At 48.5% G+C, this 24,045-nt stretch carries 31 protein-coding genes and 1 pseudogene; 31 read left to right on the top strand and 1 reads right to left on the bottom strand.

Translation table 11 applies throughout. The features are described from left to right. The first annotated feature begins 150 nt into the window (after positions 1-150). Positions 151-324 (top strand): ABC transporter ATP-binding protein, encoded by a 174-nt coding sequence (locus E2B99_RS03380; RefSeq protein WP_134243577.1) that lies wholly within the window; start codon positions 151-153, stop codon positions 322-324. A gap of 69 nt (positions 325-393) precedes the next feature. Here the strand turns inward: E2B99_RS03380 and E2B99_RS03375 are convergent, their stop codons facing one another. Beyond that, positions 394-642, bottom strand: a complete 249-nt coding sequence (locus E2B99_RS03375) for a hypothetical protein (RefSeq protein ID WP_134243576.1) — start codon at positions 640-642, stop codon at positions 394-396. Positions 643-836: 194 nt separating this feature from the next. On the opposite strand from E2B99_RS03375, the gene E2B99_RS03370 reads away from it, so the two are divergent. From E2B99_RS03370 to E2B99_RS14820, 30 genes and pseudogenes are all read left to right on the top strand, one after another. Next, positions 837-1,508: a putative metallopeptidase gene (locus tag E2B99_RS03370; RefSeq protein ID WP_134243575.1), complete on the top strand. Its 672-nt coding sequence runs from the start codon at positions 837-839 to the stop codon at positions 1,506-1,508. Positions 1,509-1,564: 56 nt separating this feature from the next. Further along, positions 1,565-2,050: a DUF2280 domain-containing protein gene (locus tag E2B99_RS03365; protein WP_134243574.1), complete on the top strand. Its 486-nt coding sequence runs from the start codon at positions 1,565-1,567 to the stop codon at positions 2,048-2,050. Further along, the gene (locus E2B99_RS03360; protein WP_134243573.1) at positions 2,047-3,711 is read left to right on the top strand and encodes a terminase; all 1,665 of its coding nucleotides are present in this window, start codon (positions 2,047-2,049) and stop codon (positions 3,709-3,711) included. The genes E2B99_RS03365 and E2B99_RS03360 overlap by 4 nt, the downstream gene beginning before the upstream one ends. 8 nt (positions 3,712-3,719) lie before the next feature. Beyond that, the gene (locus tag E2B99_RS03355; protein WP_134243572.1) at positions 3,720-5,102 is read left to right on the top strand and encodes a DUF1073 domain-containing protein; all 1,383 of its coding nucleotides are present in this window, start codon (positions 3,720-3,722) and stop codon (positions 5,100-5,102) included. Further along, positions 5,056-5,796, top strand: coding sequence for a phage minor head protein (locus tag E2B99_RS03350; RefSeq protein ID WP_134243571.1), 741 nt, complete (start codon positions 5,056-5,058; stop codon positions 5,794-5,796). The genes E2B99_RS03355 and E2B99_RS03350 overlap by 47 nt, the downstream gene beginning before the upstream one ends. A 2-nt stretch (positions 5,797-5,798) precedes the next feature. Further along, positions 5,799-7,163 carry a DUF2213 domain-containing protein gene (locus tag E2B99_RS03345; protein ID WP_134243570.1) on the top strand — a complete coding sequence of 455 codons (1,365 nt, stop codon included), beginning with the start codon at positions 5,799-5,801 and terminating at the stop codon, positions 7,161-7,163. A gap of 60 nt (positions 7,164-7,223) precedes the next feature. Then, positions 7,224-7,709: a structural cement protein Gp24 gene (locus E2B99_RS03340; protein WP_134243569.1), complete on the top strand. Its 486-nt coding sequence runs from the start codon at positions 7,224-7,226 to the stop codon at positions 7,707-7,709. Between the two features lie 68 nt (positions 7,710-7,777). Further along, complete coding sequence (locus E2B99_RS03335) at positions 7,778-8,818, top strand: DUF2184 domain-containing protein (protein WP_240687713.1); 1,041 nt, start codon at positions 7,778-7,780, stop codon at positions 8,816-8,818. Between the two features lie 9 nt (positions 8,819-8,827). Further along, complete coding sequence (locus tag E2B99_RS03330; protein ID WP_134243568.1) at positions 8,828-9,289, top strand: STY1053 family phage-associated protein; 462 nt, start codon at positions 8,828-8,830, stop codon at positions 9,287-9,289. 9 nt (positions 9,290-9,298) lie between these two features. Further along, positions 9,299-9,691: a DUF4054 domain-containing protein gene (locus E2B99_RS03325; RefSeq protein WP_134243567.1), complete on the top strand. Its 393-nt coding sequence runs from the start codon at positions 9,299-9,301 to the stop codon at positions 9,689-9,691. Beyond that, positions 9,688-10,215 carry a hypothetical protein gene (locus tag E2B99_RS03320; protein WP_134243566.1) on the top strand — a complete coding sequence of 176 codons (528 nt, stop codon included), beginning with the start codon at positions 9,688-9,690 and terminating at the stop codon, positions 10,213-10,215. Before E2B99_RS03325 ends, E2B99_RS03320 begins: the two co-directional genes overlap by 4 nt. Before the next feature lie 2 nt (positions 10,216-10,217). Beyond that, complete coding sequence (locus tag E2B99_RS03315; protein WP_134243565.1) at positions 10,218-10,595, top strand: hypothetical protein; 378 nt, start codon at positions 10,218-10,220, stop codon at positions 10,593-10,595. A gap of 4 nt (positions 10,596-10,599) precedes the next feature. Further along, positions 10,600-11,145: a phage neck terminator protein gene (locus E2B99_RS03310; RefSeq protein ID WP_134243564.1), complete on the top strand. Its 546-nt coding sequence runs from the start codon at positions 10,600-10,602 to the stop codon at positions 11,143-11,145. Positions 11,146-11,154: 9 nt separating this feature from the next. Further along, positions 11,155-12,624: a DUF3383 domain-containing protein gene (locus tag E2B99_RS03305; RefSeq protein WP_134243563.1), complete on the top strand. Its 1,470-nt coding sequence runs from the start codon at positions 11,155-11,157 to the stop codon at positions 12,622-12,624. Between the two features lie 65 nt (positions 12,625-12,689). After that, on the top strand, positions 12,690-13,328 hold the full coding sequence (locus E2B99_RS03300; RefSeq protein WP_134243562.1) for a hypothetical protein: 639 nt from the start codon (positions 12,690-12,692) through the stop codon (positions 13,326-13,328). A 3-nt stretch (positions 13,329-13,331) separates the two neighbouring features. Continuing rightward, positions 13,332-13,775: a phage structural protein gene (locus E2B99_RS03295; protein WP_134243561.1), complete on the top strand. Its 444-nt coding sequence runs from the start codon at positions 13,332-13,334 to the stop codon at positions 13,773-13,775. Then, positions 13,775-14,263: a phage tail assembly chaperone gene (locus E2B99_RS03290; RefSeq protein WP_240687712.1), complete on the top strand. Its 489-nt coding sequence runs from the start codon at positions 13,775-13,777 to the stop codon at positions 14,261-14,263. The genes E2B99_RS03295 and E2B99_RS03290 overlap by 1 nt, the downstream gene beginning before the upstream one ends. 35 nt (positions 14,264-14,298) lie before the next feature. Then, positions 14,299-14,448 (top strand): DUF6889 family protein, encoded by a 150-nt coding sequence (locus tag E2B99_RS14565; RefSeq protein WP_166738979.1) that lies wholly within the window; start codon positions 14,299-14,301, stop codon positions 14,446-14,448. Beyond that, entirely contained in the window at positions 14,438-16,417 is a 1,980-nt protein-coding gene (locus E2B99_RS03285; RefSeq protein WP_134243560.1) for a hypothetical protein, read from the top strand. The genes E2B99_RS14565 and E2B99_RS03285 overlap by 11 nt, the downstream gene beginning before the upstream one ends. 21 nt (positions 16,418-16,438) lie before the next feature. Next, positions 16,439-16,831 carry a hypothetical protein gene (locus E2B99_RS03280; RefSeq protein ID WP_134243559.1) on the top strand — a complete coding sequence of 131 codons (393 nt, stop codon included), beginning with the start codon at positions 16,439-16,441 and terminating at the stop codon, positions 16,829-16,831. A 19-nt stretch (positions 16,832-16,850) separates the two neighbouring features. Then, positions 16,851-17,519 (top strand): hypothetical protein, encoded by a 669-nt coding sequence (locus E2B99_RS03275; protein ID WP_134243558.1) that lies wholly within the window; start codon positions 16,851-16,853, stop codon positions 17,517-17,519. 87 nt (positions 17,520-17,606) lie between these two features. Then, the gene (locus E2B99_RS03270) at positions 17,607-18,203 is read left to right on the top strand and encodes a phage baseplate protein (protein WP_134243557.1); all 597 of its coding nucleotides are present in this window, start codon (positions 17,607-17,609) and stop codon (positions 18,201-18,203) included. Beyond that, complete coding sequence (locus E2B99_RS03265) at positions 18,204-18,506, top strand: phage baseplate plug family protein (protein ID WP_134243556.1); 303 nt, start codon at positions 18,204-18,206, stop codon at positions 18,504-18,506. After that, positions 18,503-19,465, top strand: a complete 963-nt coding sequence (locus tag E2B99_RS03260; protein ID WP_134243555.1) for a phage protein — start codon at positions 18,503-18,505, stop codon at positions 19,463-19,465. The genes E2B99_RS03265 and E2B99_RS03260 overlap by 4 nt, the downstream gene beginning before the upstream one ends. Next, positions 19,465-20,169, top strand: a complete 705-nt coding sequence (locus tag E2B99_RS03255) for a Gp138 family membrane-puncturing spike protein (protein ID WP_134243554.1) — start codon at positions 19,465-19,467, stop codon at positions 20,167-20,169. The genes E2B99_RS03260 and E2B99_RS03255 overlap by 1 nt, the downstream gene beginning before the upstream one ends. A 36-nt stretch (positions 20,170-20,205) precedes the next feature. Continuing rightward, a complete protein-coding gene (locus tag E2B99_RS03250; RefSeq protein ID WP_134243553.1) occupies positions 20,206-20,562 on the top strand; it encodes a hypothetical protein in 357 nt (118 codons plus the stop codon). Then, positions 20,563-21,738, top strand: a complete 1,176-nt coding sequence (locus E2B99_RS03245) for a baseplate J/gp47 family protein (RefSeq protein WP_134243552.1) — start codon at positions 20,563-20,565, stop codon at positions 21,736-21,738. Between the two features lie 4 nt (positions 21,739-21,742). Continuing rightward, the gene (locus tag E2B99_RS03240) at positions 21,743-22,327 is read left to right on the top strand and encodes a DUF2612 domain-containing protein (protein WP_166738978.1); all 585 of its coding nucleotides are present in this window, start codon (positions 21,743-21,745) and stop codon (positions 22,325-22,327) included. Between the two features lies 1 nt (position 22,328). Then, positions 22,329-23,027, top strand: coding sequence for a phage tail protein (locus E2B99_RS03235; protein WP_134243550.1), 699 nt, complete (start codon positions 22,329-22,331; stop codon positions 23,025-23,027). 75 nt (positions 23,028-23,102) lie between these two features. Further along, positions 23,103-24,045 (top strand): annotated as a pseudogene (locus E2B99_RS14820) (pyocin knob domain-containing protein); the annotation flags it as partial.

Below are 24,045 nucleotides of genomic sequence, written 5' to 3'. Positions count from 1 at the left end.
ATTTTGTGAGTAAGTGAGTAGACGTAGCTAACAGCGGACTAAATTGTTAGCAGCCTCGCCAGCAGGCTAAACGAAAAGAGCTGGCACAGAATTTCAACCAAACCCAGCCACTGCGCCGGGTTTTTTTGTGCCTATTGAAAAGGACTTTGTATGTCATTGCTTGAGCAGATACGGCTGGCCAAAGCTGAGCTTGATCATTATGGCTCATGTTCACGCGCCGGCAAGACACCAGAGCAGCTGGCCGAAATAGATAATAAGTTTTATGCAGCCCTGGATCGGTTAAAGGATTTACGCCAGTTGATGGCCAGCAAGAGAATTAAATAGTTTGTGCTTGGGTGAGCGTATTGCACCAGCCGACTGCTGTTACTGGGGAGGGGCAGCAGTCGGGATTTTTTATTTGCTTAATATTTTCTCTAAATGTTGGCAGGCCAGCACACCGTATTTTTCCCGTAGCTGCTTATTGTTGAGCACATGCAGGCAAACAGCCTGGTCAAAATCATTTGCGGCCGCACGTAGCGTAAGTCGTTCACGCTGATCTTTTTTGCGTTGTGCTGCTGACTTGCCAGATTTATCAATTTTGGGTGGACGGCCTACAGGGTTCTTAAACAGATCCGCTGTGTATTTATCTTCTACATTTTTCATTCTTATAGCTCACTGGATAGAGCATAAATTTTAACCTAATTAAATGTGACTGTCACAACTAATTATTGACTGGCCAACAGGCATTTTATCGGGGTGCACATGGATCGTGGATACGGGGTGTATTTCGTGCTGGCCGCTTTGGTTTTGCTGGCCAGTTTATTTATTTATTTGGCTGTTAGTTTTCCGGTGTTTCTATGACTGACCTCGTTAGACCATTCCCACCAGTAAATTTTCTGGATCAGGCTAAAGCAGATTTGGAATCTGGGCTTGATCCAGTGGTTGAGCTGATCCCTGCACCTGAAGTGCTGGCCTGGGTAAAACGTACATTTTTAACTATTGGTAGTCCACTGTATAACCCGGAACATGAGCATATTGCTGATCTGATTGATGCAGCGAAAGAAGGCACAGGATTTTTAACCTTTGCCTGGGCATCCGCACCGGCTAAAAATAAAAATAGCCTGGTGCTTGGCCAGTGTGAGCGTGTGGCCTTTCGTGCTGGTGGCTGGCAGAAAGCACGTCAGGAACAGCAAATGCGTGAATGGTTTGGATTTACACCCACATACCTTATTACCTTGGATGCGAGTTATTGTGAAACGGCGACTGATCGGGAGTTTTGTGCACTGGTTGACCATGAGCTATGTCATATCGGTGTAGAGCGCGATGAAGATGGCGAGATGATTACCAGTAATGTCACTGGCCTACCTAAGCATCGTTTGGTTAATCACGACGTGGAAGAATTTTTCGATACGGTTAGACGCTGGGGTGCAAGCGAAGGTACACAGCGACTGGCCAACATTGCCAACACCGCACCGTTTGTGCTGGATGCTGAAGTGGAGCGAGGCTGCGGGGCAGTCGTTATCAAGTGAGCTTCGGCTCATTTTTTTGTCTGTCTTGCTAGACGTAGCTAGACAAAGAGGGGGGTATGGCTACTTTATCAGAGCCTGTAAAAATCTATATAGTACAGTCGCTTGCCTGCATGATTTCACCCCAAAAAGTGGCTGAGGCTGTCAAGCAAGAATATGGACTGGATATAGACCGCAAACAGGTACAGCTTTACGACCCAACCAAGGCGGCTGGCAAAAACCTCAGTAAAAAATTTGTTGAGCTGTTTCATAAGACCCGCAAGGAATTTCGGGAAAATATTATAGACATCCCACTGGCCAACAAGGCATATCGCTTGCGTGAATTGCAGGATATGTACGACAGCGCAGGCAAAAATAAGGTTGTTAAGCAAAGCATCATAAAACAGGCCTTTCAGGAAACAGACGGCCGTGTCACCCGGCAGGAAGTCACTGGCAAGGATGGCCAGCCATTGCACCCGGTTGCACAACCACAGTACACACCAGAGCAGCTGGCCAACCTATCAACTGATGAATTATCACGGCTTTGCCTGGACGGTAAAATATGATCTACACACTTGATGAGATTGCACCACTCATCAAGGAGTGGACAATCAATGTACGCTTGCCCGAGGTTCGGGATGAGATGGTACGCCGCTATTACTATCGCCAGCTTACTGATGCCACACCCGCCAGCCGCCAGGCTGAGCTGGATAAGTGCAAGGCTGATCCGGTGCACTGGTTTAATCAGTGGGTATGGACCTACGATCCACGCGGTATGGCATTTGGCCTGCCTGCCAATTTGCCGTTTGTATTACGGCCAAAACAGGTTGAGCTGGTGCACTGGCTTGCAGAGCGTGAGTCTACCCAGACCCACGGCTATATTGATAAATCCCGTGATGAAGGCATGAGCTATGTAGTTCTAGGCTTTTTTCTGCATCACTGGCTATTCGTTGATGGGTTTGCAGCTGGTGTGGGTAGCCGTAAAGAAGATCTGGTGGACAAGAAAGGCGATCCTAAAACCCTGCTGCATAAATTCCGCGATATGTTCAGCAAGTTGCCCGACTGGATGAAGCCTAACGGGTTTTCCCAGCGTGAGCATGATAATTACCTGCGTATTGTGAATCCTGCCAACGGTGCCACCATTACCGGTGAAGCTGGCGACAATATCGGCCGTGGTGGCCGTACATCAATGTACCTGCTGGACGAATGGGCATTCGTGCCAAATCAGGAGTCTACCGACGCGGCCATCAGCCAGAATACCAACGTGCATATTAAAGGCACCACCCCCAACGGTGTGGGCAATAAGGCGTATCAGGATCGGTTTAGTGGCAAATATGCCGTGTTCACCATGCCGTGGCGTGAGAATCCAGATAAAAGCTGGTCAGTTGAGTATCGTGGCCAGCTGATCCACCCGTGGTATGTCAAACAGCAAATTACGCTGGACGATGTGGTGTTGGCTCAGGAAGTTGACATTAACTATGCCGCTTCAGTGGAAGGTGTGCTTATTCCACATGAGTGGGTCATGGCGGCGGTCGACGCCCATATCAAATTGGACATTGCTGCTACTGGCCAGCGTTTCGGTGCACTGGATGTGGCCGACGAGGGCAAGGATCAAAACTCGTTTGCTGGCCGACACGGCATTGTGCTGCAAAAGCTCAAGTCATGGTCTGGCAAGGGCGACGACATTTTTGGCACAACTCAGCAAGCCATGGATCTGTGTGTTGAGAATGATTTTAGCCAGATGTATTACGACGCTGATGGGCTGGGTGCTGGTGTCCGGGGTGATGCCCGCGTAATCAATGAACAGCGCCGAGAAAAGGGCTGGCCAGAAGTCACGGTGGAGCCTTTTAGGGGTTCGGCCAGTGTGCATGATCCTGAGGGTGAAATGGTCGAGAGCCGCAAGAATCAGGACTATTTTGCCAACCTGAAAGCCCAGGCGTGGTGGTCGCTGCGTTTACGTTTCCAGGCAACCTACCGGGCGCTCAAAGGCATGGACTATAACCCGGACGACCTGATTTCCATTTCGAGTACCGACATGGACAAAAGCGAGTATGAGCAGCTGCTGGTTGAGCTGTCCCAACCCACATACAGCAAAAACGGTGTTGGCAAGCTGCTAGTCAATAAGCAGCCCGACGGCACAAAATCACCGAACCGCGCTGATAGCGTGATGATCTGTTACAACCCTGCAATTTCCAACCTCAGCGTATGGGAGGCATTGGGGTCTTAGAGGTATTTATGGGTTTAGCAAAATTTACAATGGACAGCTTCCAGAATCTGGCAGCGCGTCTGGGCTGGGGTGCTGGTAGCCAGCATGACCACTCCAGTTATGGCTTTAATTTTATTAGTCGTAACCGGATGCAGCTTGAAGCCATGTACCGCACCAGCTGGGTTGTTGGCCAGGCGGTGGATGTTGTTGCTGAAGATATGACTCGCGAGGGTGTTGACCTGAAGGGGGACATTGATCCGGATGATATGGAGCGTATGGCCAAAGAGCTGGAGCGTTTGCGGATCTGGGATCACCTATGTGACACGATCAAGTGGGGGCGGCTATATGGCGGTGCCATTGCAGTCATGCTGATTGATGGCCAGCGGGCAAGCACGCCATTAAATATGGATTCCATCACCAAGGGCCAGTTTAAAGGTCTACTGGTGCTGGATCGCTGGCAGCTGCAACCGGATTTGCAGGATCTGGTCACTGATCTGGGGCCGGATCTGGGCATGCCGAAATATTACGATGTGATTATCGGCGCCAAAGGTTTAGCTGGCCAGCGTATCCATTACAGCCGGATCATCCGGATTGATGGGGTGGATTTGCCGTTCTGGCAATCCCAGGCAGAAAACCTTTGGGGCCAGTCCGTCATTGAGCGCCTGTTTGATCGTTTAACTGCATTTGATAGTACCACCACGGGCGCCGCTCAGCTGGTCTACAAGGCTCACCTGCGCACCTATAAAGTGCCAGACCTGCGTAAAATTATTGCTACTGGTGGCCCGGCATTTAATGCCCTGATTAAGCAGATGGAACAGATCCGGCTGTGGCAGTCCAATGAAGGCATGACCGTCATGGATGGGGGAGATACTTATGAAGCCCACCAGTATAACTTTTCTGGTCTGTCAGACATTCTTTTGCAATTTGGCCAGCAACTGTCTGGTGCCTTAGGCATTCCGCTAGTACGTCTGTTTGGCCAGTCACCAGCTGGGCTTAATAGTACTGGTGAGAGTGATCTCACCACGTATTACGACAATATCAAGCAGCAGCAGGAACGCCGCTTGCGGTCACCACTGACCAAATTGTATGGCGTGCTGTCCCGCTCAGTGCTTGGCCAACCCTTGCCGGATAATTTCAGCCTTGATTTTACCTCGCTATGGCAAATGTCCGACAAGGAAAAGGCCGAAATTGCCAGCTCAATCACGACTACGGTAATTGAAGCCCATGATGCCGGGATGATTGACCGCAAGACTGCATTAAAGGAGTTGCGTCAATCCAGTGAGGCTACTGGTATCTGGTCGAATATCACGGATGACGATATTGAACAGGCTACCGATGATCCACCACCACCCAGCGAGTTGATTGATGACCCAGACCCAGCGAAACCAGCGGCCACGTCACACGCCGCATAGGGCACGCAAAGTTGAAATCAAGTATGGCCAGGATCTTCGCAAAATCGCCAGTTATATTGATTCCCTGGTAAAGGGTTTTGATGTCACTAACCCGGCAGTGTATCCGTCCCTAGTGTCAGCATTGCGGCATTATTCGGAAACATTAGACGTTTGGGCTACCAATGCGGCTGGCCGGATTCTGACGGACGTTGCCTTGCGAGACGAAAAGACCTGGATGCTGTATGCACAGGATATGTCGCGCGGCCTGCGTAATGAAATCCGCCTGGCGGACACTGGTGTGGTGATGCAGCAACTGCTGGCCGATCAGGTCAGGCTGATTAAATCCCTGCCACTGGACGCCGCACAGCGGGTACATGATCTGGCCACCCGGGCAGTGATTGACGGTACTCGGGCCAGCGAGATTTCTGGCCTGATTATGGCCACTGGCCATGTGACCAAATCACGGGCTAATACCATTGCCCGTACTGAAGTATCCAGGGCGGCAACCACATTTACACAGGCACGTGCGCTGGCCATTGGCAGCGACAGTTATATCTGGCGTACCTCTGGTGATGGCGACGTTAGGCCCAGTCATAAAGCCATTAATGGCACACCTATTAAATGGAACGATCCACCTACTTTAGATGGTATGACTGGCCATGCTGGCTGTTTGCCAAATTGTCGTTGTTATGCCGAACCTATTATTCCGGATTGATTATGAGCAAAAAAGGTAAATCCAAAGATAAATCCAATTTTTACACTACAGAAAAAATTGGTAAGACGCGCGAGCTTACACCAGAGGGCTATTTGCTATGTCGTGATGTGGCCATAGCCCGTACTGGTGAGCTGACCTATGCCGATGGAGAAATTCCGGTAGATGCCAAGAACGGCATTATTACAGTATCCCGTTCAGCGGATGATTTGTTTATGCCTGCTACCCTGATGAGTTTTGAGGGCAAGGTAGTCACCAACGATCATCCGGACGACTGGGTAGGCCCGGACAACTGGAAGGAACATGCAGCCGGCAACTGCTTTAACGTGCGCCGTGGCACCGGCATTGAAGATGACCTGCTGTTTGCAGATCTGCTCATTACCGATAAGCAGGCCATCGACGATGTTCAAAAGGGCAAAATTGAAATTTCACTAGGTTATGACGCTGACTATGAACAGACAGCGCCAGGCCGGGGGATCCAGCGCAACATTATTGGTAATCATGTTGCATTAGTTGAAAGAGGACGGTGCGGCACACGTTGCGCCATAGGAGATAGTAAAACCATGTCTACCAAGACTAAAACCAAGGCTGGCGTGCAGTCCAAAAAATTAAGTTTTGCCGACCGCATTAGAAAGCTCATTAAAACTGGGGATGCCGAGGAAGCTGAAAAGTTGGCTCAGGCAGCTGAGGATAGCGAGTTGGAAGTTGAAACTGGCGACGGTGAGGATGAACCAGATGAAGAAAACAACCCAACTCCGACTGGCGATGGTGCTGCTATTCTTGCTGCTATCCGTGCCATGGATGCCAAGAATGATAAACGCTTTAAGGCGCTGGAAAAACGCTTTAAAGATGCTGAATCAGATCCTGATGCCGATCCGGATAAAACCAAGGATGATGAAGACAATCCGGATGACGATAAAACCAAGGATGACATTCTTGGCGCTGAACCGGCACAAAAAAAGGATGATTCGGGTGAAGTTACCTATACGGGTGATTCTCTACAAAATGTGGTGTCGCGGGCAGAAATTTTGTCACCAGGTATTCGCCTGCCCACTTTAGATGCCAAAGCCAAGGATGTTGGCCAGCTGGTACGCCAATGCAAGGTTAGCGCCTTAACCAAGGCTTACGGCACTGAAGATGGCAAAAAAGCCATTGATCCTTTTGTTGGGGGCAACTCTGATTTTGCTAAATTGCCGGCCGTTACGCTGGATGCTGCCTTTGTTGGTGCCTCTGAGCTGATCCGCCAGCAAAACAATAGTCAGGGTATGCGTAGTGGTATTGGCACCAAGGACTTTGGGAATAAGCCACGTACACCCGCTGAAATCAACGCCGCCAACCGCAAGTACTGGCAGGATCGCGCCAGCAAGTAACGGCCGATCCATAAGTATTTAAGGTTAATTCACATTCATTAATTTTAAGGTTTTCTTATTATGGGTAATTCCATTCTATACCGGATGCCTTCCGGCATTCCTGGTGATGTAACTCGCCGCTCACATGCAACCACTGAAGCGGTAATGCTGGGTGCCACACCATTTGCAAGCTTTGGTATTTTCGGCAAGGTGGTATCTGGCAAGCTGGTGCCGATTGGTGCCGGCGATACTGCAGCTGATGTATACGGCCTGCTGGTGCGTGCTTATCCCACCCAGTCCAGCTCCAATGCCCAGGGTGCAGCAGTACCACCCACCTCAGGTGTGGCTGATGTGCTTCGCCGTGGTTATATGACTGTAACCAACAATGCTGGCACTGCTGCGTTAAATGGCGTGGTTTATGTGCGTGTGGCCAATGCTGCTGCAGGCAAGCCTATTGGTGGTATTGAAGCGGTAGCCGATAGCACCAACACCATTGCGATTACCGGGGCACGCTTTATGAGCGAGGCAGACGCCCAGGGCAATGTGGAAATTGCATTTAACATCTAATCTATTGGTTTAAACAGGCCTGCGTAAAGCGGGTTTTTTTATGCCTGAAATTTAAGGAAAAATTCACAATGCGTGAAAACAAATTAGGTTTGGCCATTGTCAGTTCAATGGCTGCAGCTGGGCTGGCCGCAGCGCCTGTTATTCGTCGTGGACGTACCCGCGACCAATTTGCAACTTTTGATACCCAAACTGTTGATAGTACGGGTGCCTTTTTGGTTGGCGAGCTAGAACGCCTTGACCAGACCATGCACGAGCCACTGGCCAGTGTTACTTGGAGTCGTGATATTGACCTGCGTAGCGATGTGTCAATTGCCGATGAAACCTCCAGTTTCACCAATAGCAGCTTTGCAGCAGCTGGTGGCAATTCACCCAATGGTAAGGCATGGATCGGTAAGGATACTGATGCCATCACCAGTATTGCGCTGGATATTGGTAAGACTGCCCAGCCATTAACGCTGTGGGGCATGCAGCTGGGCTGGACACTACCAGAGCTTGAATCAGCACGGCAGCTTGGACGGCCAGTGGATGTCCAGAAGTACAACGGCCTGATGCTCAAGTACAACATGGACGTTGACGAGCAGGTCTATATTGGGGATACCCGTTTGGGTGTGGAAGGTCTGGTGAACTCCTCTAAGGTAGCGTCTACTAACGTACCGGGTAATACATGGGATACCAAAACACCCCAGCAAATTTTAGATGATGTCAACCTGATCCTGAACAATGCATGGGTTGCTTCGGGTTATGCGGTAGTGCCTGACAAATTACTGTTACCACCAGTGCAATTTAGCAAACTGGTCAGTCGTGTGGTTAGTGATGCCGGCAATATCAGTATCCTGGAATTCTTAAAGGTTAATAGTTTGTCTAATACCATTAACGGTCGTCCACTGGATATTCAGCCACTAAAATGGTTATCAGGCCGTGGTGCAGCAGGGACTAACCGTATGGTTGCCTATACGCAGGATGAAAGCCGCGTTCGCTTTCCGTTGGTTCCGCTTCAGCGTACACCAATCGAATATCGTGATCTGCGTCAACTCACCACCTATTTTGGTCGTATGGGTGTGGTTGAGTGGGTCTATCCAGAAACTGCGGCTTATGCCGACGGCATTTAAGGAGGCATCATGCCTAAGGTTTTTATCAATAAACCTATCAGTGTCAATTTGACTACTGATAGTGCCGATACCGTGCATTTAAAGCCGGGTTTGCAAGACGTCAGTCAGGAACTGGCCGACCACTGGTTTGTAAAGGCGCACTGTCAGGATCTGTCAGAGCTGACGGATGATACTGCAGCTAATGAGGTGATTGCCCAGCTGGAGCAGCAGCTGGCCAGCGCCCAGTCTGAGCTGGAAACAGCCAAGCAGTCAGCTGGAGAGCATGAGCAAAAGTCAGCCGAGGCTACCGCTAAAGTTACCAAGCTTGAGGCGGATCTGGCCAGTAAAACCAAATTGGCCAGTGATGCTGCGGCCAGCCTTAAAAAGGCTGAAACAGAGAGCAAGGCTAAGGATGACCGTATTGCTGCACTGGAAAAAGAATTGGCGGCTGCAAAAGCCAAATCTGCACCAGCGGCCGACAAACCTGCCTGAGGGTAAATCATGCTAGACGAACCGACTTTCCGGCAAAGCCTGCCGGAGTTTGCCAGCACTACTGATTATCCGTCATTCCATATCCAGATGTATTTACGCCTGGGTAAAAAAATGCTCCCGGAGAGTCGCTGGCAGGATTGTCTGGATGATGGCCTAACCCTGTATGTGGCTCACTATCTGGTGCTGTATTCGCGCGAGCGTACGGCATCAGAAACGGTGGGGCCGGATGCGGTCGGCAATGTGGTGGGGGTGGAAACTTCCAAGTCAGTGGATGGTGTATCAGTTTCCATGGACGTGGGATCTATCACCTTTGCCGATGCTGGCCACTGGAATTTAACCACTTATGGTATTCAGTTGTACCAGCTGGCCATGATGTTTGGTGCTGGAGGTATTCAACTGTGAGCGTGACTGCAACCGGTGATGGCTTGGCAGGCATTTTTGCTGCCCTGCAGGAACTGGGTAAAACAGACGTGATGGTCGGTATTCCGCATGGAGAGCCTAGGTCAGATTCTGGGCTAACCAATGCAGAAATTGCCTATACACAGGAAAACGGTTCACCGCTCCAGAATATTCCGGAGCGGCCATTTCTGGTACCAGGCGTGGAAGCGGTACAGGATCAAGTCGCTGATCGGCTGGGAAAGGCGGCGGGGGCTGCGCTGGATGGTTCACCAGCTGGTGTGGTTCGCCAGCTGAATGCGGCCGGCATGGTTGCCCAGAACTCGGTACGGGCTACGCTGAACAGTGGTGATTTCACGCCACTATCATTGGCCACGATCAAGAAGCGGGCACGCAAAGGCCGCAAGGGTGCACGGAAGTACCTTAAACAGCTTGAGCAGGGACCAGCGGACAGCAATCTGGTCAAACCTCTGATTGATACTGCACAAATGCGTAATTCGGTAACTTATGTCTTACGCGACAAGGAGTAGTTATGGCCACACTGGATGTCAGCCGGGTTATTAATGACCCGCGCTTTTTTGATAAAGGGCTGGTCTGTATTCGCAACACCCAGACCATTAACGAGAAAGGCCGGGCGGACAATACACCAACCAGCACACCATTTTCGGCCATTGTCACGGCTAACGATGGCTTAAAGCTGGATCGTATGCCGGATGGTTCAATTGTTTCGGGTGCCATTAACGTGGTAACCCGCTTTCGGTTGACTCAGGGTATTCGTGCCTCAGATGCTGACGAAATTACCTGGCGTGGCAATAAATACACGGTGTTGACTGTAAAGGATTACAGCCATTTTGGGCGCGGCTTTGTCAAAGCAGTTTGTACCTTAAAATCCCTTAAACCTTCAGGTTAATTCTATGGCCAATACATCAGCAACAGGTGGGTATCTCACGCCTGGCGGCGGCGCTTTGCCGTTAGATGAGGAACTGGAAGATGCACTGCAGGCGCATGTGGTAGGGATTACTGGCCTACCGGGTTTCATGGTGCGGCCGCGCTGGCAGCCCACGGTTCCGGAAATGCCAGAGCCAGACCAGAACTGGGCAGCAATTGGCGCAAAGCTGAGTCGTGCTGATGCCGGGCCAGCACTGGAGCAACAGGACGAAAATACTCGCTATATCCGGCATATCACCATTGATGTGCTGGTGACGTTCTATGGCCCTAGTGGTTTTGAGTATGCCGAGCTTTTCCGTGATGGTTTGGCCATCCATCAAAATAACCAGCCACTGTCTGCAATCAAGGCCAAGCTGATTGGCCACGGCGATATTCTCAGTATCCCGGAGTTGGTCAACCAGCAATTCATTCGACGTTATGACCTGCCTTTTACCATCCGGCGCAAGGTTGAGCGTACCTATCAAATTAAACCTTTTAACAGTCCGCCAGTTGTTAGTTTCACTGGTGGCTAAGGAGTAATCATGGCTCAATTGCCAGTATCCGCCGTTGTTAATGTGTCGCTTAACATGGCACCCACGGCAGCGGCCACCCGTGATTTTGGCGCGCTGTTAATCCTGGGTACTTCTCCCGTGATTGATACCCGCGAGCGAATCCGGACTTATAACAACATTGAATCTGTGGCCAGCGATTTTGGTATTTCTGCACCAGAGTACCTGGCAGCACAGAAATACTTTGCCCAGTCCCCACGGCCTGCAGTAGTGCTGATTGGCCGCTGGCCAAAAACTGCAACCGCCGGGCTGTTGCATGGCAAGATCCTGACGACAGCCGAGCAGGCGTTATCAGGCTTTCAGGCAATCACTGCTGGCACCATGTCCATCACGGTTGATGGTACTGCCAAAAGTCTAACTGCTATCAATTTGTCAGGGGTGACCAATATTAATGGGGTGGCTTCAGCAATTTCTGCCAAATTGTCACCTGCAGCAACGTGTGTCTGGGATGGTGGCCAAAAGCGCTTTGACATTATCAGTGCAACCACTGGCCCAGCATCGACAGTCAGTTATGCGGCCGATGGTGCGCTGGCCGCATTACTAGGCCTGCAGTCCAGTCAGGCGCCTGCACCGGTTGATGGCGTGGCGGCTGAGAATATTCTGGCCACAGTTCAAAAAGCGGTTGATATGACTGCCAACTGGTATGGCTGTATGGTAGCTGATTCCACCCTGGGTGAGGCAGATATTCTGGCAACAGGCCAGTTTATTGAAAGCCTGGATCAATCCCGCATTTTTGGTGTGACTTCCAGCGACACCAATGCACTGGCCAGCGGATCTACAACAGATATTCCGTATAAGCTCAAGCAGCTTGGCCTTGCCCGTACCTTTGTGCAGTTTTCTACCACCACACCGTATGCAGCCGCTTCATTGTTTGGCCGGGCCTTCAGTGTGAATTTTCAGGGCAGCAATACTACCATTACCCTGAAATTTAAGCAGGAACCCACGGTAGTGGCCGAGCAGCTGACAACTAGTCAGGCCGCAGCACTCAAAGCCAAGAATGCCAACGTCTTTGTGCAATACAACAATGACACAGCCATCATTCAGGAAGGGGTGATGTGTAACGGTGCATTCATTGATGAGCGTCACGGGCTGGACTGGCTGCAAAACGATGTTCAGACCGCGATCTGGAATCTGCAGTACACCGGTGGGACTAAAATTCCACAGACTGCAGCCGGCATGAACCGGATCTGTGCAGTCATTGAGGCCCGCTTGGATCAGGCAGTACGAAATGGCTTGCTGGCACCTGGTGTATGGAATGGTAACGAGTTTGGTGCACTAAAAGCCGGTGATTTTCTATCTAAAGGCTATTACGTGTTTGCAAACAGCATCGATACCCAGTCACAGGCAGATCGGGAAGCACGTAAGGCACCACCCATTCAGGTGGCTATCAAACTGGCCGGGGCAGTGCATTTTGTTGATGTGCTGGTCAATGTTAACCGCTAATAAGGATTTTGAGTCGTACTCATTTATTGATAAAATAATAATATCTAGTGATTTTGGATATTGTTATGAGGGTATGTAATCGGTGCGGCGAGCAAAGAGAATTAGATCAATTTGTCAGGAATAAGAATAAGCCTGATGGGATTCATACTGTTTGCAAGCCGTGCACTAAAATTTATAAAGCAAAGTATTACGCAGAAAATAAGGCAAAGATTTTGGAAGGGTTTAAGCAGAAATATGCTGAAAATCCTGAAAAGTATCGTGAGCTTGAGCGTCAAAGACGTAGTGAGAATACTGCTTTATACAATCAGCGTGCTTTGGAGTACCAAAAGCGCAATAAGGATAAAGTAAATGCAAGACATCGGGAGTGGGAAGGCAGACAGCGGTTAGAAAATATCCAATATTTGATAAGAAATCAGATTCGGAGAAATCTAAACAATGCCTTAAGGAGGAATAGTAAAAATTGTATTGCTACCCAACAACTAGGCTGTTCTATTGAGTTTTTTAAAAATCATCTTGAACGCATGTTTAAACACGACATGCGCTGGGATAACAGAGGGGTGATATGGACTATCGACCATATTGAACCACTATCAGCTTTTGATCTAACAAATGCAGATGATTTAAAACAAGCTTGTCACTATACAAATACGCAACCTCTGTATGTTGTCGAAAACAACAGAAAAGGAGGCGCAAATAGGAAATGATCTATGTCGACTTACTCTTTTTTGGACTGTGCTGCCTCGCTCACGAGCGATGATGCCACCATTGATTTGGGTTATGGCGCGGCCGTGGCAGATGAAGGGATTACCTTTGCAGCAGCTGGTGATAAAAATACCATGACCGTAGGCGCCGATGGAGAAGGCATGCATTCACTACATGCTGATAAATCCGGTGCAGTTACCATTCGCCTGCTTAAAACCTCACCAGCGAATGCCAAGCTGATGAACCTGTATAACCTACAGGCCGGCAATAGTAAAAAGTGGGGCAGAAATACTATTACCTTTAACCATTCTGGTAGTGGGGACAATGGCACTGCATCACTGTGTGCATTCCGGAAAAAGCCGGATCTCAAATATGCCAAGGATGCGGATATTGTGGAATGGGTGTTTGATGCCATCAAACTGGATACCAAGCTTGGAGAATACCAATAATGGAACGGATAACCGTTGGCCAGCATAGCTATGCAATCGGCAAGCTGGACGTATTTTCCCAGGCGCATGTTTCCCGGCGTATTGCTCCAGTGATTCCCACGATTGCCCCCTTGCTCACTGAAGTGGCCAAGGGTGGTATTCAGGAAATGGTGGATAAGCTGGAGCTGGCCAGTAAAGATGAAAATGGCGGTGCTGTTCTGGCCGATGTTGATTTATCTGGATTGGCCAAAGCGGCTTTGCCATTTGCTGATGCCCTGGCGGGCATGTCTGATGAAAACGCGGATTACGTCCTGAAAAAATGTTTATCCGTGGTCAAGCGTGACACTGGTGGCGGTCTGGCTAATGTGTGCAGCAATGGGTCATTGATGTTTGATGACCTTGAGCTGGGCGAGATCCTGCCACTGGTTATTGCAGTTCTGCGTACAAGCCTGGGAAATTTTATACGCGGGTTGGTTACGAAAGCGACTATCGAGAACCAGCCCACGTAAATTTCCGGTCTTTACCTGGCGAGGAGGACTGGCTCATGCGGCCAGTTCTCAAGGGGATGTGCCGTTATGAGTCGCTCAAGGACGGCACACTTGATCTTGCCGATATTGCGCTGATGAATGATGCCCTGGATGTACAGGCTGATAACCAGCGCCTGCTGGATGAGAAGATGAAAAATGAGCGGTAGTACAATTCGTGACTTTATGGTCGCGCTTGGATTCAACATTGATAATGCTGGCGCCAAGCGGATGGGGGACACCCTGCAAGGGGTGGAAAACAAGGCCAAATCTTTAAACACGGTATTGCTGGGGCTGGCCACAGGTGCTGTGATTGCAGTTACCAAAACAGCCAGTGAGCTGGACAAGCTTTATTATTCATCCCAGCGCATTGGTGCATCAGCCAGCAATATCCGTGGGTTTGAGGCTGCTATTTCCCAGATGGGTGGTACAGCCGGCAATGCCCTGCAGACACTGGAAAGCCTGTCACAAAAAATTCGCCAGTCACCCGGCTATGAAGGCATGGTGAATAATCTGGGTGTATCTACCCGTGACCAGAACGGTGCAATGCGTGACCGTGTCGAGGTTATGAAAGATATGTCCAAGACTCTGGCAGGCATGGATTATTACCAGGCTAATGCTTATGCCAGTGCCATGGGGATTGATGAAAATACGCTGATGGCCATGCGTGACCCGGCCTTTTTGCAGAATATGGAAAAATACCAGAAGCTGCAAAAAGATATGGGTATGTCCGATGACATGGCCAAGTCTGGCAAGGATTTCATGGTGCAATTCCGTGACATCACCATGACTGTAAAAGCGTTGTCTGAAGTTATTTTAATGACTGCAGGCAAGGCATTAATTCCGGTGTTGAAAATTATCAATACTGGCCTGCAGTCAGCCATCCAGTGGTTTAGTGGATTAGACCCACGCCTCAAGGCATTTCTAGCCGCTGGCCTTAAAATTGCCATGCTGGTGCTGATTTTTGGCGGGTTGTTTGCGGCTATCTCTAAACTGGCCGGGGCGCTATCTATTCTTAAAGGTCTACTGTTTTTATTCCGGGCACTGAATCTGGCCATACTGGCCTCACCGATCGGCCTGATTCTGGCATTGGCTGCAGCAATTGCCTTGCTGTGGGATGATTACCAGACCTGGAAGAATGGTGGCAAATCCCTGATTGACTGGGGCGAGTGGGCTGGTGGCATTGAAACAGCCATTACCCGGATCAAAGAGCTGGCCGAGGTCATTATGGGCTTGCGCGATAAGGCCATTGAGCTGACCACAGTGGGTATTGAGAAAACCGTAAATGCAGCCAAAACTGCTGCTACGATCACTCAGGATGTGGCCAAGGCTGGTGTAGCAGCAGTTACTGACGGTGCGAAGGCTTTAAATAGTGCTATGGGTGGAAACTTCCAATTTAATCCTGATCTTAAAAGAAAGGGCTTTAATGCGGATAAAGCAAAATCTATTCAGGCTGTTGCCTCGCGTCTTGGAATTAATCCTAACGATCTAGCTGCAGTAATTTCATTTGAAACGGCTGGTAGTTTTGATCCTGGTGCAAAAAATCCAAATTCCAGTGCTACAGGCCTAATCCAGTTTATGAAAGGATCTGGTGGCACTAAGGGCAAGTACTATGGAATGTCCCGCAAGAAATTTGCTTCATTGTCTTTTGATGAACAAATGCAATATGTGGAAAAGTACTTTAAGGAACGAGGTTTTAAGCCTAGCAAATCCTCATCTGTAGCTGATGTTTATACAGCAGTTACTGGCTATGGTTATAAGAAAGGTACAGCTGCCTATGATCTTAATAAGGTCTGGGATTCCAATAAGGATGGTTATATTGCTAAGGGTGAAATGGTACAAAATAATGATTTTAAGGCACACCAAAAGAATTATTTTGTACCAGGGCAGGTGAATATATCCAATTCATCATTACCAGCATTAAATAATGCTGCCCCGCCATCTGGCAATCCGCATAAGGATCAAATTAACCAGGCTGGCAGTAAAAATAGCAATTCACAGGTAGTGAGCATGCAGCAAAAGACAGATATTCATGTCTATGGGGCAGACAATGCACAGCAAACTGCTTTAGCTGTTCAACGTCAACAGGATGCTGTTAATATCCAAATGGCACGTAATGCGCGTGGTATTATTGAATAAAGCATAATCGGTAACGATATTATGAGAAGTATTATTCTGCTGTCACTGGCTTACTTAATCTCTGGAGTGGCACATGCTGCTCCAACGGATGACAGGTCTGGTATTTGCTATACCTTTTCTGGGAATAAGCTATTAACTAAATTTAGCTGCCTTGTTTCAACAGGCTATGGAGCTGGTGGTACTTATGAGTCCATGAAAATGGGTAAGAAGCAGTTTAATGCCGAAATTTCTACTTGTTATAATCAGGCTACTGAAGAAACAACAGAATGCGGTGCATCCTTGAATGAAAAAGATGCTATCCACTATTATCGTGATTTATTTTATAAAAAAATTACTGATCCCACATTAGTGGATAGTCGTTCATTGTCGTGCTATCAAACAGAAGATAAGAAAACTGATATATGTGTTAAATAACCTAAACATTGGGGATGTCGTGAAAGTTTTAATTTTAACCTTGGTTTTTATGTCTACTGTTTTTTCAAATTCAACTTTTGCAGCAGACTCCGATAGCACTGGAAATAAATACTTTGATGAAATAATGTCTACGCTTGATAATCAGCAATTTGGCATGGATGAGGATGGCTTTCTGGTATTAAATGGCAGACCTTTAAGGGTAGACAGTAAAGGTTTTTCTCGGATTTTATTTAATACCTTAGATTACTGTAATCAGGAAGGCGTATATTCAAATAGCCTAGCGGTTGCAGATGATTGCAAACAGAATATAGTTTTGGGTTTCAATGATTGGATAGATGCATCAAAAGATCAATCCATTAGCATTGCAGTTTGGAACATGGGGGCAAGAGAGTCCTATACATCCTCATTACCTAGTCAATCACGAGTATTTTTTAATCATTGGGTTGGCGTAATGCGAGTTGCTAAATTAAAAGAGCAAACCTATCAGTCTGCAAAGCCTGAGATTGATAGAAAATCCAATATAAATAATCAAATTTATAATATTGGCCAGCAAATTGAAGCTGAAAATAAAAAGGTTCTATTTAAAGATAAAAATAAAATATCTCAACTGGAACTAAAAAAAGCCAAGTTGCTGAAAAGTTTAGGTTGCACCAGCACAGGTGGCAGGCTTATATGTAGTAGTGATTAGATTATAAGCCTATCACTATTTAGGAGTGACAGTCACAGTTAATCAAAGCCCTGCTATTTAGCGGGGCTTTTTATTGGATGCAGGAAAATGGCATTAGTTGAAACGGTAGGATCTCTGCTTTTTAATAATAAGCGCTCCATCATGGGGCTGTTTGCGGATGTAGTGGTATCAGAAAACCACACTGATAAAACCGTGATTACAGAGCATCCAGTGGAAAAGGGTGCACCGATCAGCGATCACTGCTATTCGGCGCCAGCTGAGGTGGCCATGGAGATTGGCTGGTCTGAGAGTGCCGGCAAGCTCAATAAAATGCTGGGTAATACGTTTCTAGGTGGTGATTTAAGCCTGGTGGCCATTTATGAGGCCTTACGCGCCCTGCAGGGGAATTTGCTCATCATATCAACCGGCAAAAGGCTCTATACCAATATGCTGATTGAAACACTGCAGGTTACTACAGATGCGACCAGTGAAAATGCACTGATGGTTAAGGTGAACTTTAAAAAAGTGAACATCACTAAAACCAAGGAAACCACAGTGCAGGTAGAGGAGCAGGCAGATCCGGCCGCAACCGGGCCAATTCAGGAAGGCGGTACCAAGCAGGCCAAGCCCGTGGATGCATCTGGACTCAGCCAGGTGACAGGCCTTGGCCAGGTCGGTGGGGCTTATACGATAGGAGTTCCCTAAATGGCGACTTATGAGATCCCGCTTAGTCCTAGCAACCAGCGATTCAAGGTCACGTTAAATGGTATTGCCTACCAGCTGAGTCTGGTGTGGCGTAATTCATCAATTGGCGGCTGGTATCTGGATATTGCCCAGCCGGACGGCACACCGCTGGTAACAGGCATTCCTTTAACACTGGGTACCAGCATTATTGAGCAGTACCAGCACAAAATACCAGGGCAGCTTTTTGTTATCACCCGTGATGGCCAGAACCCGACATTTGACGGGCTAGGCACCACCACCAAACTGTATTGGGTAGACCCATGAAACAATGGAAGCGAAAGTGCCGGCTAACGGTACAGGTGCAAAAAGGCCAGGAAGATGCACTGGATCTATCGGAAATGCGGATTACATTCCGGATTAGCCAGGCGACGGTAGACAATCCGAAATTTGCCGAGATTTATATTTATAACTTAAGTCCGGACACCATGAACCGGCTTAGTGGTGAAAATGGTTTTGGTGAAACTGGCCAGACAGTCATCTTGGAAGCGGGTTATGACGGTGAGCTGGATATTGTTTTTAAGGGTCAGGTTTTCCAGTACCGGCGCGGCCGGGATAATCCCACTGATACCTGGCTATGCATTCTTGCCCAGTCCGGCAACAATGCGGTGAATTATGCCGTGGTTAATAAAAGCCTGCCTGCAGGCATGACACAGCAGCAGATCCGCGACGACCTGAAGGAAGAATTTAAAAAATGCGGGGTGGACGCTGGCTATATGTGTGATGTATCGGATCAGGGTTTGCCACGGGGTAAAACCTTCAGTGGCATGTTGCGTGACTATGTAAAGCAGTTCACCCAGACCAATAATACGGATCTGGTGATAGAGGATGACCAGGCTGTAATGATTCCGCGCGGCGGGGGTAATGGCGAGCCGGCATTCGTGATGACCCCAGAAACCGGGCTGATTGGCATGCCACAACTGACTACCGAAGGCCTCAAGGTCACATGCCTGTTAAACCCACGCTTAAAGTGGGGCGGTCAGGTACAGGTGGACATGAGCCGCATACAAACCCAGTCTTTTGATATTGGCTACTCTGGCCAGTACGTGGACCAGCCCTACAAGGATATTAAAAGCGCCCAGGGCATTAACGGGTTTTATAACATTGTCAGTGTAAACCATTCGGGTGATACCCGTGGTGATGACTGGTACACCGAGCTGGTATGTGTCGGTGTAGGTTCTAAAGCCACACCACTTACCGGTGCAGCAATCAAGGCGGTTCAATAATGGCCATTAGTAATAACGAACGTGCACCAGATCTATTAACCACGATCCGGGATGCCATTAATGCAGCATTGTCCGGGTTGTGGGTAAGTATTCCCTGTATTGTGGAAAACTACGATCCAGAGGCGGTGACTGTGACAGCCCAGCCTACCATTCAGCTGCAGGTTGGCCAGCCTGATGGATCTATCATACTGGTAGATTTACCACTACTGCAGGATGTGCCGGTGATGTTCCCGCGCGGTGGTGGCTGCACCATGACATTTCCCATAAAGCCGGGGGATGAGTGCCTGGTGGTGTTTGCGTCGCGCTGTATTGACGGCTGGTGGCAATCTGGCGGCATTCAGCCACCGATGGAAAACCGCAAGCATGATTTGTCAGATAGCTTTGCCTGGTTTGGGCCACAATCCCAGCCGAATAAGATAAACAATATTTCTACCAGTACTGCCCAGCTGCGTAGTGATGATGGACAGGCCTACATTGAGCTAGATCCGGCCAGCCATGCGGTCAATGTAAAAACGCCTGGTGTATTTACGGTTGAGGCTGGCCAGAATGTATTTAAAGGCCCGGTGAGCTTTGAGAATTCAGTGACCATGGCCAGCGGCCTGCAGGTAGATGGTCAGCTGCAGAATAACGGCAAGGACGTTGGCAGTACTCACCTGCACCCTGGTGTGCAATCTGGCAACAGTGATACTGGCCAGCCTAAATAATCAATTTTTTAAGGAGCCGCGTTTAGCGGTTTTTTTATGCGCTATAGAAAACTTGATGAAAATGGCGATTACAGCTTTGGTAATAGCCAGTCCAATTTTATGGCCAACACACCGGAAACGGTCGGGCAGGCCGTTTTAACCCGACTTAATTTATGGATTGGTGAGTGGTTTGCCAATATCAGCGATGGGACGGGCTGGGATACCAGCGTGCTGGGCAAGGGGACAGATAGCCTGTTTGAGTTAACCTTACGCCAGCGCGTTCTGGAAACACCAGGCGTTGAGCGAGTTACAGATTTTCAGGGCAGCTTTGATGGTGATGTGCGGCGCCTCACCGTCGAGATCACGATAGATACAATTTATGGCCAGACCACAGTTAGCGGGAGTACTTCATAAATGGCATTAACATCCACCGCCCCGGCGATTGATGATTATGGGATCAGTGCACCGACGTTTGCGGAGATCCTGGAGTTTTTAAAAGACCAGTACCGGGGTATTTATGGCAATGATGTGTATCTGGAGAATGATAGCCAGGACGGCCAGTTTTTAGGCCTGCTGGCCCGTTGCATCAGTGATAGCAATGCAGCGGCCATTGAGGTCTATAATTCCTTTTCACCTGCCAATGCAGTTGGTGAGTCACTGTCACGCAATGTCCGGATTAATGGGATTAGCCGGGCGATTGCCACCAAGTCCACAGCGACGGTGAAACTGATCGGGCAGGCCGGCACCCAGATTAATAACGGCAAGGCTGCTGATGTTTATGGCAACCAGTGGTTATTGCCGGCAGCAGTCACTATTGGCCAATCTGGACAGGTTACAGTCACTGCTACAGCAGCTGTCCTGGGCAGTATTATTGCACCAGCTAACACCATTAATAAGATCCAGACACCAACACGGGGCTGGCAATCTGTCAACAATGACACTGCAGCAACACCCGGTGCACCACTGGAAACTGATGCAGCCCTGCGTCAACGGCAGGCCTTATCTGTAGCTATCCCGTCCAGATCACTGATGGATGGGTTGATAGGCGCCATTTATAGCCTGTCCGGTGTGACCCGCTGCAAGGCTTATGAGAATGCCACTAAAAACCCTGATGCTAATGGCATTCCTGGGTATTCCATTGCCATCGTGGTATCAGGTGGTGATAGCACATTGATTGCCCAGGCCATTGCTGCCAAGAAAACCCAGGGCTGTGGTTTACATGGTAATACCACGGTAGCTATCAATGATGCCCAGGGCTACCCGGTTAATATTAAATTCTGGCGGCCGGTGCAGGTTGATTTTACGGTACAGATTAATCTACGGGCCAAGGTCAATTATAACTTTGATACCGGTGAGCGGATTAAAAATGCGCTGGCCGATTATTTTAGCCAGCTCGACATTGGGGATCTGATTTCTACCAACAAGCTCTATGTGCCCGCTGGCCTTTATGGTGATCTGGATTCCCGTAGTTATGAAATTATTTCTATGACCGTTAAAGCCAATGGTGTAGCGATCGGGGCAGAGTACACCCTAGGGTTTAATGAGATTGCTACCTGCTTACCAGAAAACATCAGTATTAGTGTGGGTTAATTGCATGGATGATATTTTAGATTATACCCGGCTGTTAACCAGCTACCACCGGGGAAAGCCCAAGCTCACAGCCTCGATTGAGGCTGTTTTAACACCACTATTGCAGTGCCGTGCAGTACTGCAGCAAATGCCCGGTAAGTTTGACTTGTCTACGGCAACTGGTGACCAGCTCAAAACCATAGCGAAATGGGTGGGTGCACCCGCATCTATACCCAATGTCACTCCATTACCTTTTTTTGGGTTTGCCGATCAGGAAGCTGCCCTGACCTTTGGTGAAACCGATAATCCGGAGATTGGTGGGTTTTGGCGTGAATCCGGGGTGAGTAGCTATGCCGCTGCAGATATTCCGGATGAGCTGGTTTTACCCGTCATTCAGGCCCAGATTTACCGCAACCGCTGTGACTGCATATTGAATGATGGCTATTACATAGTGCAGCTATTAACGGCTACACCAGTAAAAATTACGGACACCCAGACTATGGCCATCAAGGTGCAGTTTCAAGCGAGCGTGAGCAACTTGACACTTGGGCTGGTGCGGCTGATGTATCCACGTCCGATGGGCGTTACTTTAACAGTGACAGGAAATTAAGATGGCTATTACAAAATTAACAGAGTTCGCCAAAACCGGTGCCAAAAATACCGATGACCTGGATCTGGAGGCGGGTTTTCCTGCCGCCCAGAAACCGGCGCGCCAATGGTTTAACTGCCTATTTAATTCATTAGCTCTCAAGATTAATGAAATTATTGACCAGCTGGATCAGCCGGAAAACCGGATTAAACCTGGCATGACCATGATGTGGCCAACTAGCACAGTGCCAGCCGGCTATCTGGAGTGTGCTGGCCAGGCTGTATCACGTACCACGTATGCTGCTTTGTTTGCAGTCATAGGCACCAGCTTTGGCCCTGGTGATGGCTCCACCACTTTTAATATCCCGGATATGCGTGGGGAGTTTGCAAGGGGTTGGGATCATAGCCGTGGCATTGATTCAGGTCGTACCTTAGGTAGCTGGCAGGATGAGGCCTTTAAGTCGCATGGCCACACAGGCAGTACCGGCAGTGCAGGTGTACATAGCCACGACACCAAGGTTGGAGGTGATGCAAATAACGTAAGGCCAGATACCCCAACCAATGCGATTACGATGGCTGGCCAATCAGCTGATTCGGGAGCGACTGGATCTGGGCAAATTCTTGAATCTGGTAGCCATAGCCACAGCGTGACCGTAAATAGCACGGGTGGTATAGAAACCAGGCCACGTAACGTGGCCTGGATGTTTATCATCAAATTTTAACTTCTAACTTTATAGCGACCGCCCCTGTTTTGACACAGTGAGCGGTTTTTTTATGTCCAGATTTTAGGAAATGCCATGAATAACTGGTCTACCATTTTAAATAATGCCAAAACAGCTGCAGATATTATTGCAATCTTGCGTAATGTTTTGGCGCAGCTTGATAGCAAGTCTTTCACTCAGATAGAAGAACTATTAAATATTACTCGCGAAGAAGTCCTAAACCAAGGCTTTGTCGCACGAGTGTATAGCACCCCGAGCGAAGGCGTGGCAGCAGGCACAGGCGTACCCAATGGCAAGTATTTTAATGCCCGTTCCAGTGACCCTGCCATTTATGCCGTGGAGTATCTGAACAATAACGGTACACCAGAAGCCACAGGCAAGACCTACCCTACTTCGCAGGCATGGACGGATGCACTGGCCATCATGGCCGAAAAAGCATCGAAGCAAGAAATTGTGCAAGGTGTTTTTGAGTTTGGGACTTATGCAGAATTTAATGCAGCCAAAGCGACTTTGCCATTGAACTGTACTGTAGTGATTGGTCAAGAAAATACGACTGGTTCTGGTCAGTGGGGAATTGGTAATAATAGTTGGAATGGTTCGATTTTAAAGAAAAGTGCTTTTGATCCAGCTGAACTTATCAAAGTTTGGTGTAACGAAAATGCATTATTTAAACCAAAAAGTATTATTAATAATGAATCTACTGCAGTTGATTTAAATTCTATTGCATATCAAAACGGCTACTTTCTTTTTACATTGACACCTAAACCTCAGGTACATTTGAATTTTCCATACTATGGCAATGCTGCAGGTGTTCGTGGCGCAGGTGCATTAATTGCAGTGAAAGAACCGAGTGGAACTTTTGCACGTCAGATCTTTATCACTCCTGATAACATCTATTTTCGAGCAACTACGAGTGGTGTTTTTGAGAACTGGATTAAATTAACATCTGAAAAAGACTTAGAAAGATTTTTAGTTAAGCCAATTGCAATTAAACAAAATATCAATGCAAACGATTTGA

It is taken from the genome of Alkanindiges illinoisensis (genome assembly GCF_004377485.1).
In the GTDB taxonomy this organism is placed as follows: Bacteria; Pseudomonadota; Gammaproteobacteria; order Pseudomonadales; family Moraxellaceae; genus Alkanindiges; species Alkanindiges illinoisensis_A.
The sequence above is the reverse complement of the archived record's forward strand: the minus strand, read 5'-3'. Positions and strand labels throughout refer to the sequence as shown.

Bases quoted from the DNA above. Each gene is read 5' to 3' on its own strand.
- E2B99_RS03300 (WP_134243562.1), top strand. From the start codon at position 12,690: ATGAGGGTATGTAATCGGTGCGGCGAGCAAAGAGAATTAGATCAATTT.
- E2B99_RS03270 (WP_134243557.1), top strand. From the start codon at position 17,607: ATGGCATTAGTTGAAACGGTAGGATCTCTGCTTTTTAATAATAAGCGC.
- E2B99_RS03360 (WP_134243573.1), top strand. From the start codon at position 2,047: ATGATCTACACACTTGATGAGATTGCACCACTCATCAAGGAGTGGACA.
- E2B99_RS03370 (WP_134243575.1), top strand. From the start codon at position 837: ATGACTGACCTCGTTAGACCATTCCCACCAGTAAATTTTCTGGATCAG.
- E2B99_RS03330 (WP_134243568.1), top strand. From the start codon at position 8,828: ATGCCTAAGGTTTTTATCAATAAACCTATCAGTGTCAATTTGACTACT.
- E2B99_RS03310 (WP_134243564.1), top strand. From the start codon at position 10,600: ATGGCCAATACATCAGCAACAGGTGGGTATCTCACGCCTGGCGGCGGC.
- E2B99_RS03355 (WP_134243572.1), top strand. From the start codon at position 3,720: ATGGGTTTAGCAAAATTTACAATGGACAGCTTCCAGAATCTGGCAGCG.
- E2B99_RS03245 (WP_134243552.1), top strand. From the start codon at position 20,563: ATGGCATTAACATCCACCGCCCCGGCGATTGATGATTATGGGATCAGT.
- E2B99_RS03325 (WP_134243567.1), top strand. From the start codon at position 9,299: ATGCTAGACGAACCGACTTTCCGGCAAAGCCTGCCGGAGTTTGCCAGC.
- E2B99_RS03305 (WP_134243563.1), top strand. From the start codon at position 11,155: ATGGCTCAATTGCCAGTATCCGCCGTTGTTAATGTGTCGCTTAACATG.
- E2B99_RS03250 (WP_134243553.1), top strand. From the start codon at position 20,206: ATGCGCTATAGAAAACTTGATGAAAATGGCGATTACAGCTTTGGTAAT.
- E2B99_RS03235 (WP_134243550.1), top strand. From the start codon at position 22,329: ATGGCTATTACAAAATTAACAGAGTTCGCCAAAACCGGTGCCAAAAAT.
- E2B99_RS03315 (WP_134243565.1), top strand. From the start codon at position 10,218: ATGGCCACACTGGATGTCAGCCGGGTTATTAATGACCCGCGCTTTTTT.
- E2B99_RS14565 (WP_166738979.1), top strand. From the start codon at position 14,299: ATGCGGCCAGTTCTCAAGGGGATGTGCCGTTATGAGTCGCTCAAGGAC.
- E2B99_RS03255 (WP_134243554.1), top strand. From the start codon at position 19,465: ATGGCCATTAGTAATAACGAACGTGCACCAGATCTATTAACCACGATC.
- E2B99_RS03285 (WP_134243560.1), top strand. From the start codon at position 14,438: ATGAGCGGTAGTACAATTCGTGACTTTATGGTCGCGCTTGGATTCAAC.
- E2B99_RS03380 (WP_134243577.1), top strand. From the start codon at position 151: ATGTCATTGCTTGAGCAGATACGGCTGGCCAAAGCTGAGCTTGATCAT.
- E2B99_RS03295 (WP_134243561.1), top strand. From the start codon at position 13,332: ATGTCGACTTACTCTTTTTTGGACTGTGCTGCCTCGCTCACGAGCGAT.
- E2B99_RS03280 (WP_134243559.1), top strand. From the start codon at position 16,439: ATGAGAAGTATTATTCTGCTGTCACTGGCTTACTTAATCTCTGGAGTG.
- E2B99_RS03340 (WP_134243569.1), top strand. From the start codon at position 7,224: ATGGGTAATTCCATTCTATACCGGATGCCTTCCGGCATTCCTGGTGAT.
- E2B99_RS03290 (WP_240687712.1), top strand. From the start codon at position 13,775: ATGGAACGGATAACCGTTGGCCAGCATAGCTATGCAATCGGCAAGCTG.
- E2B99_RS03345 (WP_134243570.1), top strand. From the start codon at position 5,799: ATGAGCAAAAAAGGTAAATCCAAAGATAAATCCAATTTTTACACTACA.
- E2B99_RS03350 (WP_134243571.1), top strand. From the start codon at position 5,056: ATGACCCAGACCCAGCGAAACCAGCGGCCACGTCACACGCCGCATAGG.
- E2B99_RS03365 (WP_134243574.1), top strand. From the start codon at position 1,565: ATGGCTACTTTATCAGAGCCTGTAAAAATCTATATAGTACAGTCGCTT.
- E2B99_RS03240 (WP_166738978.1), top strand. From the start codon at position 21,743: ATGGATGATATTTTAGATTATACCCGGCTGTTAACCAGCTACCACCGG.
- E2B99_RS03260 (WP_134243555.1), top strand. From the start codon at position 18,503: ATGAAACAATGGAAGCGAAAGTGCCGGCTAACGGTACAGGTGCAAAAA.
- E2B99_RS03265 (WP_134243556.1), top strand. From the start codon at position 18,204: ATGGCGACTTATGAGATCCCGCTTAGTCCTAGCAACCAGCGATTCAAG.
- E2B99_RS03375 (WP_134243576.1), bottom strand. From the start codon at position 642: ATGAAAAATGTAGAAGATAAATACACAGCGGATCTGTTTAAGAACCCT.
- E2B99_RS03335 (WP_240687713.1), top strand. From the start codon at position 7,778: ATGCGTGAAAACAAATTAGGTTTGGCCATTGTCAGTTCAATGGCTGCA.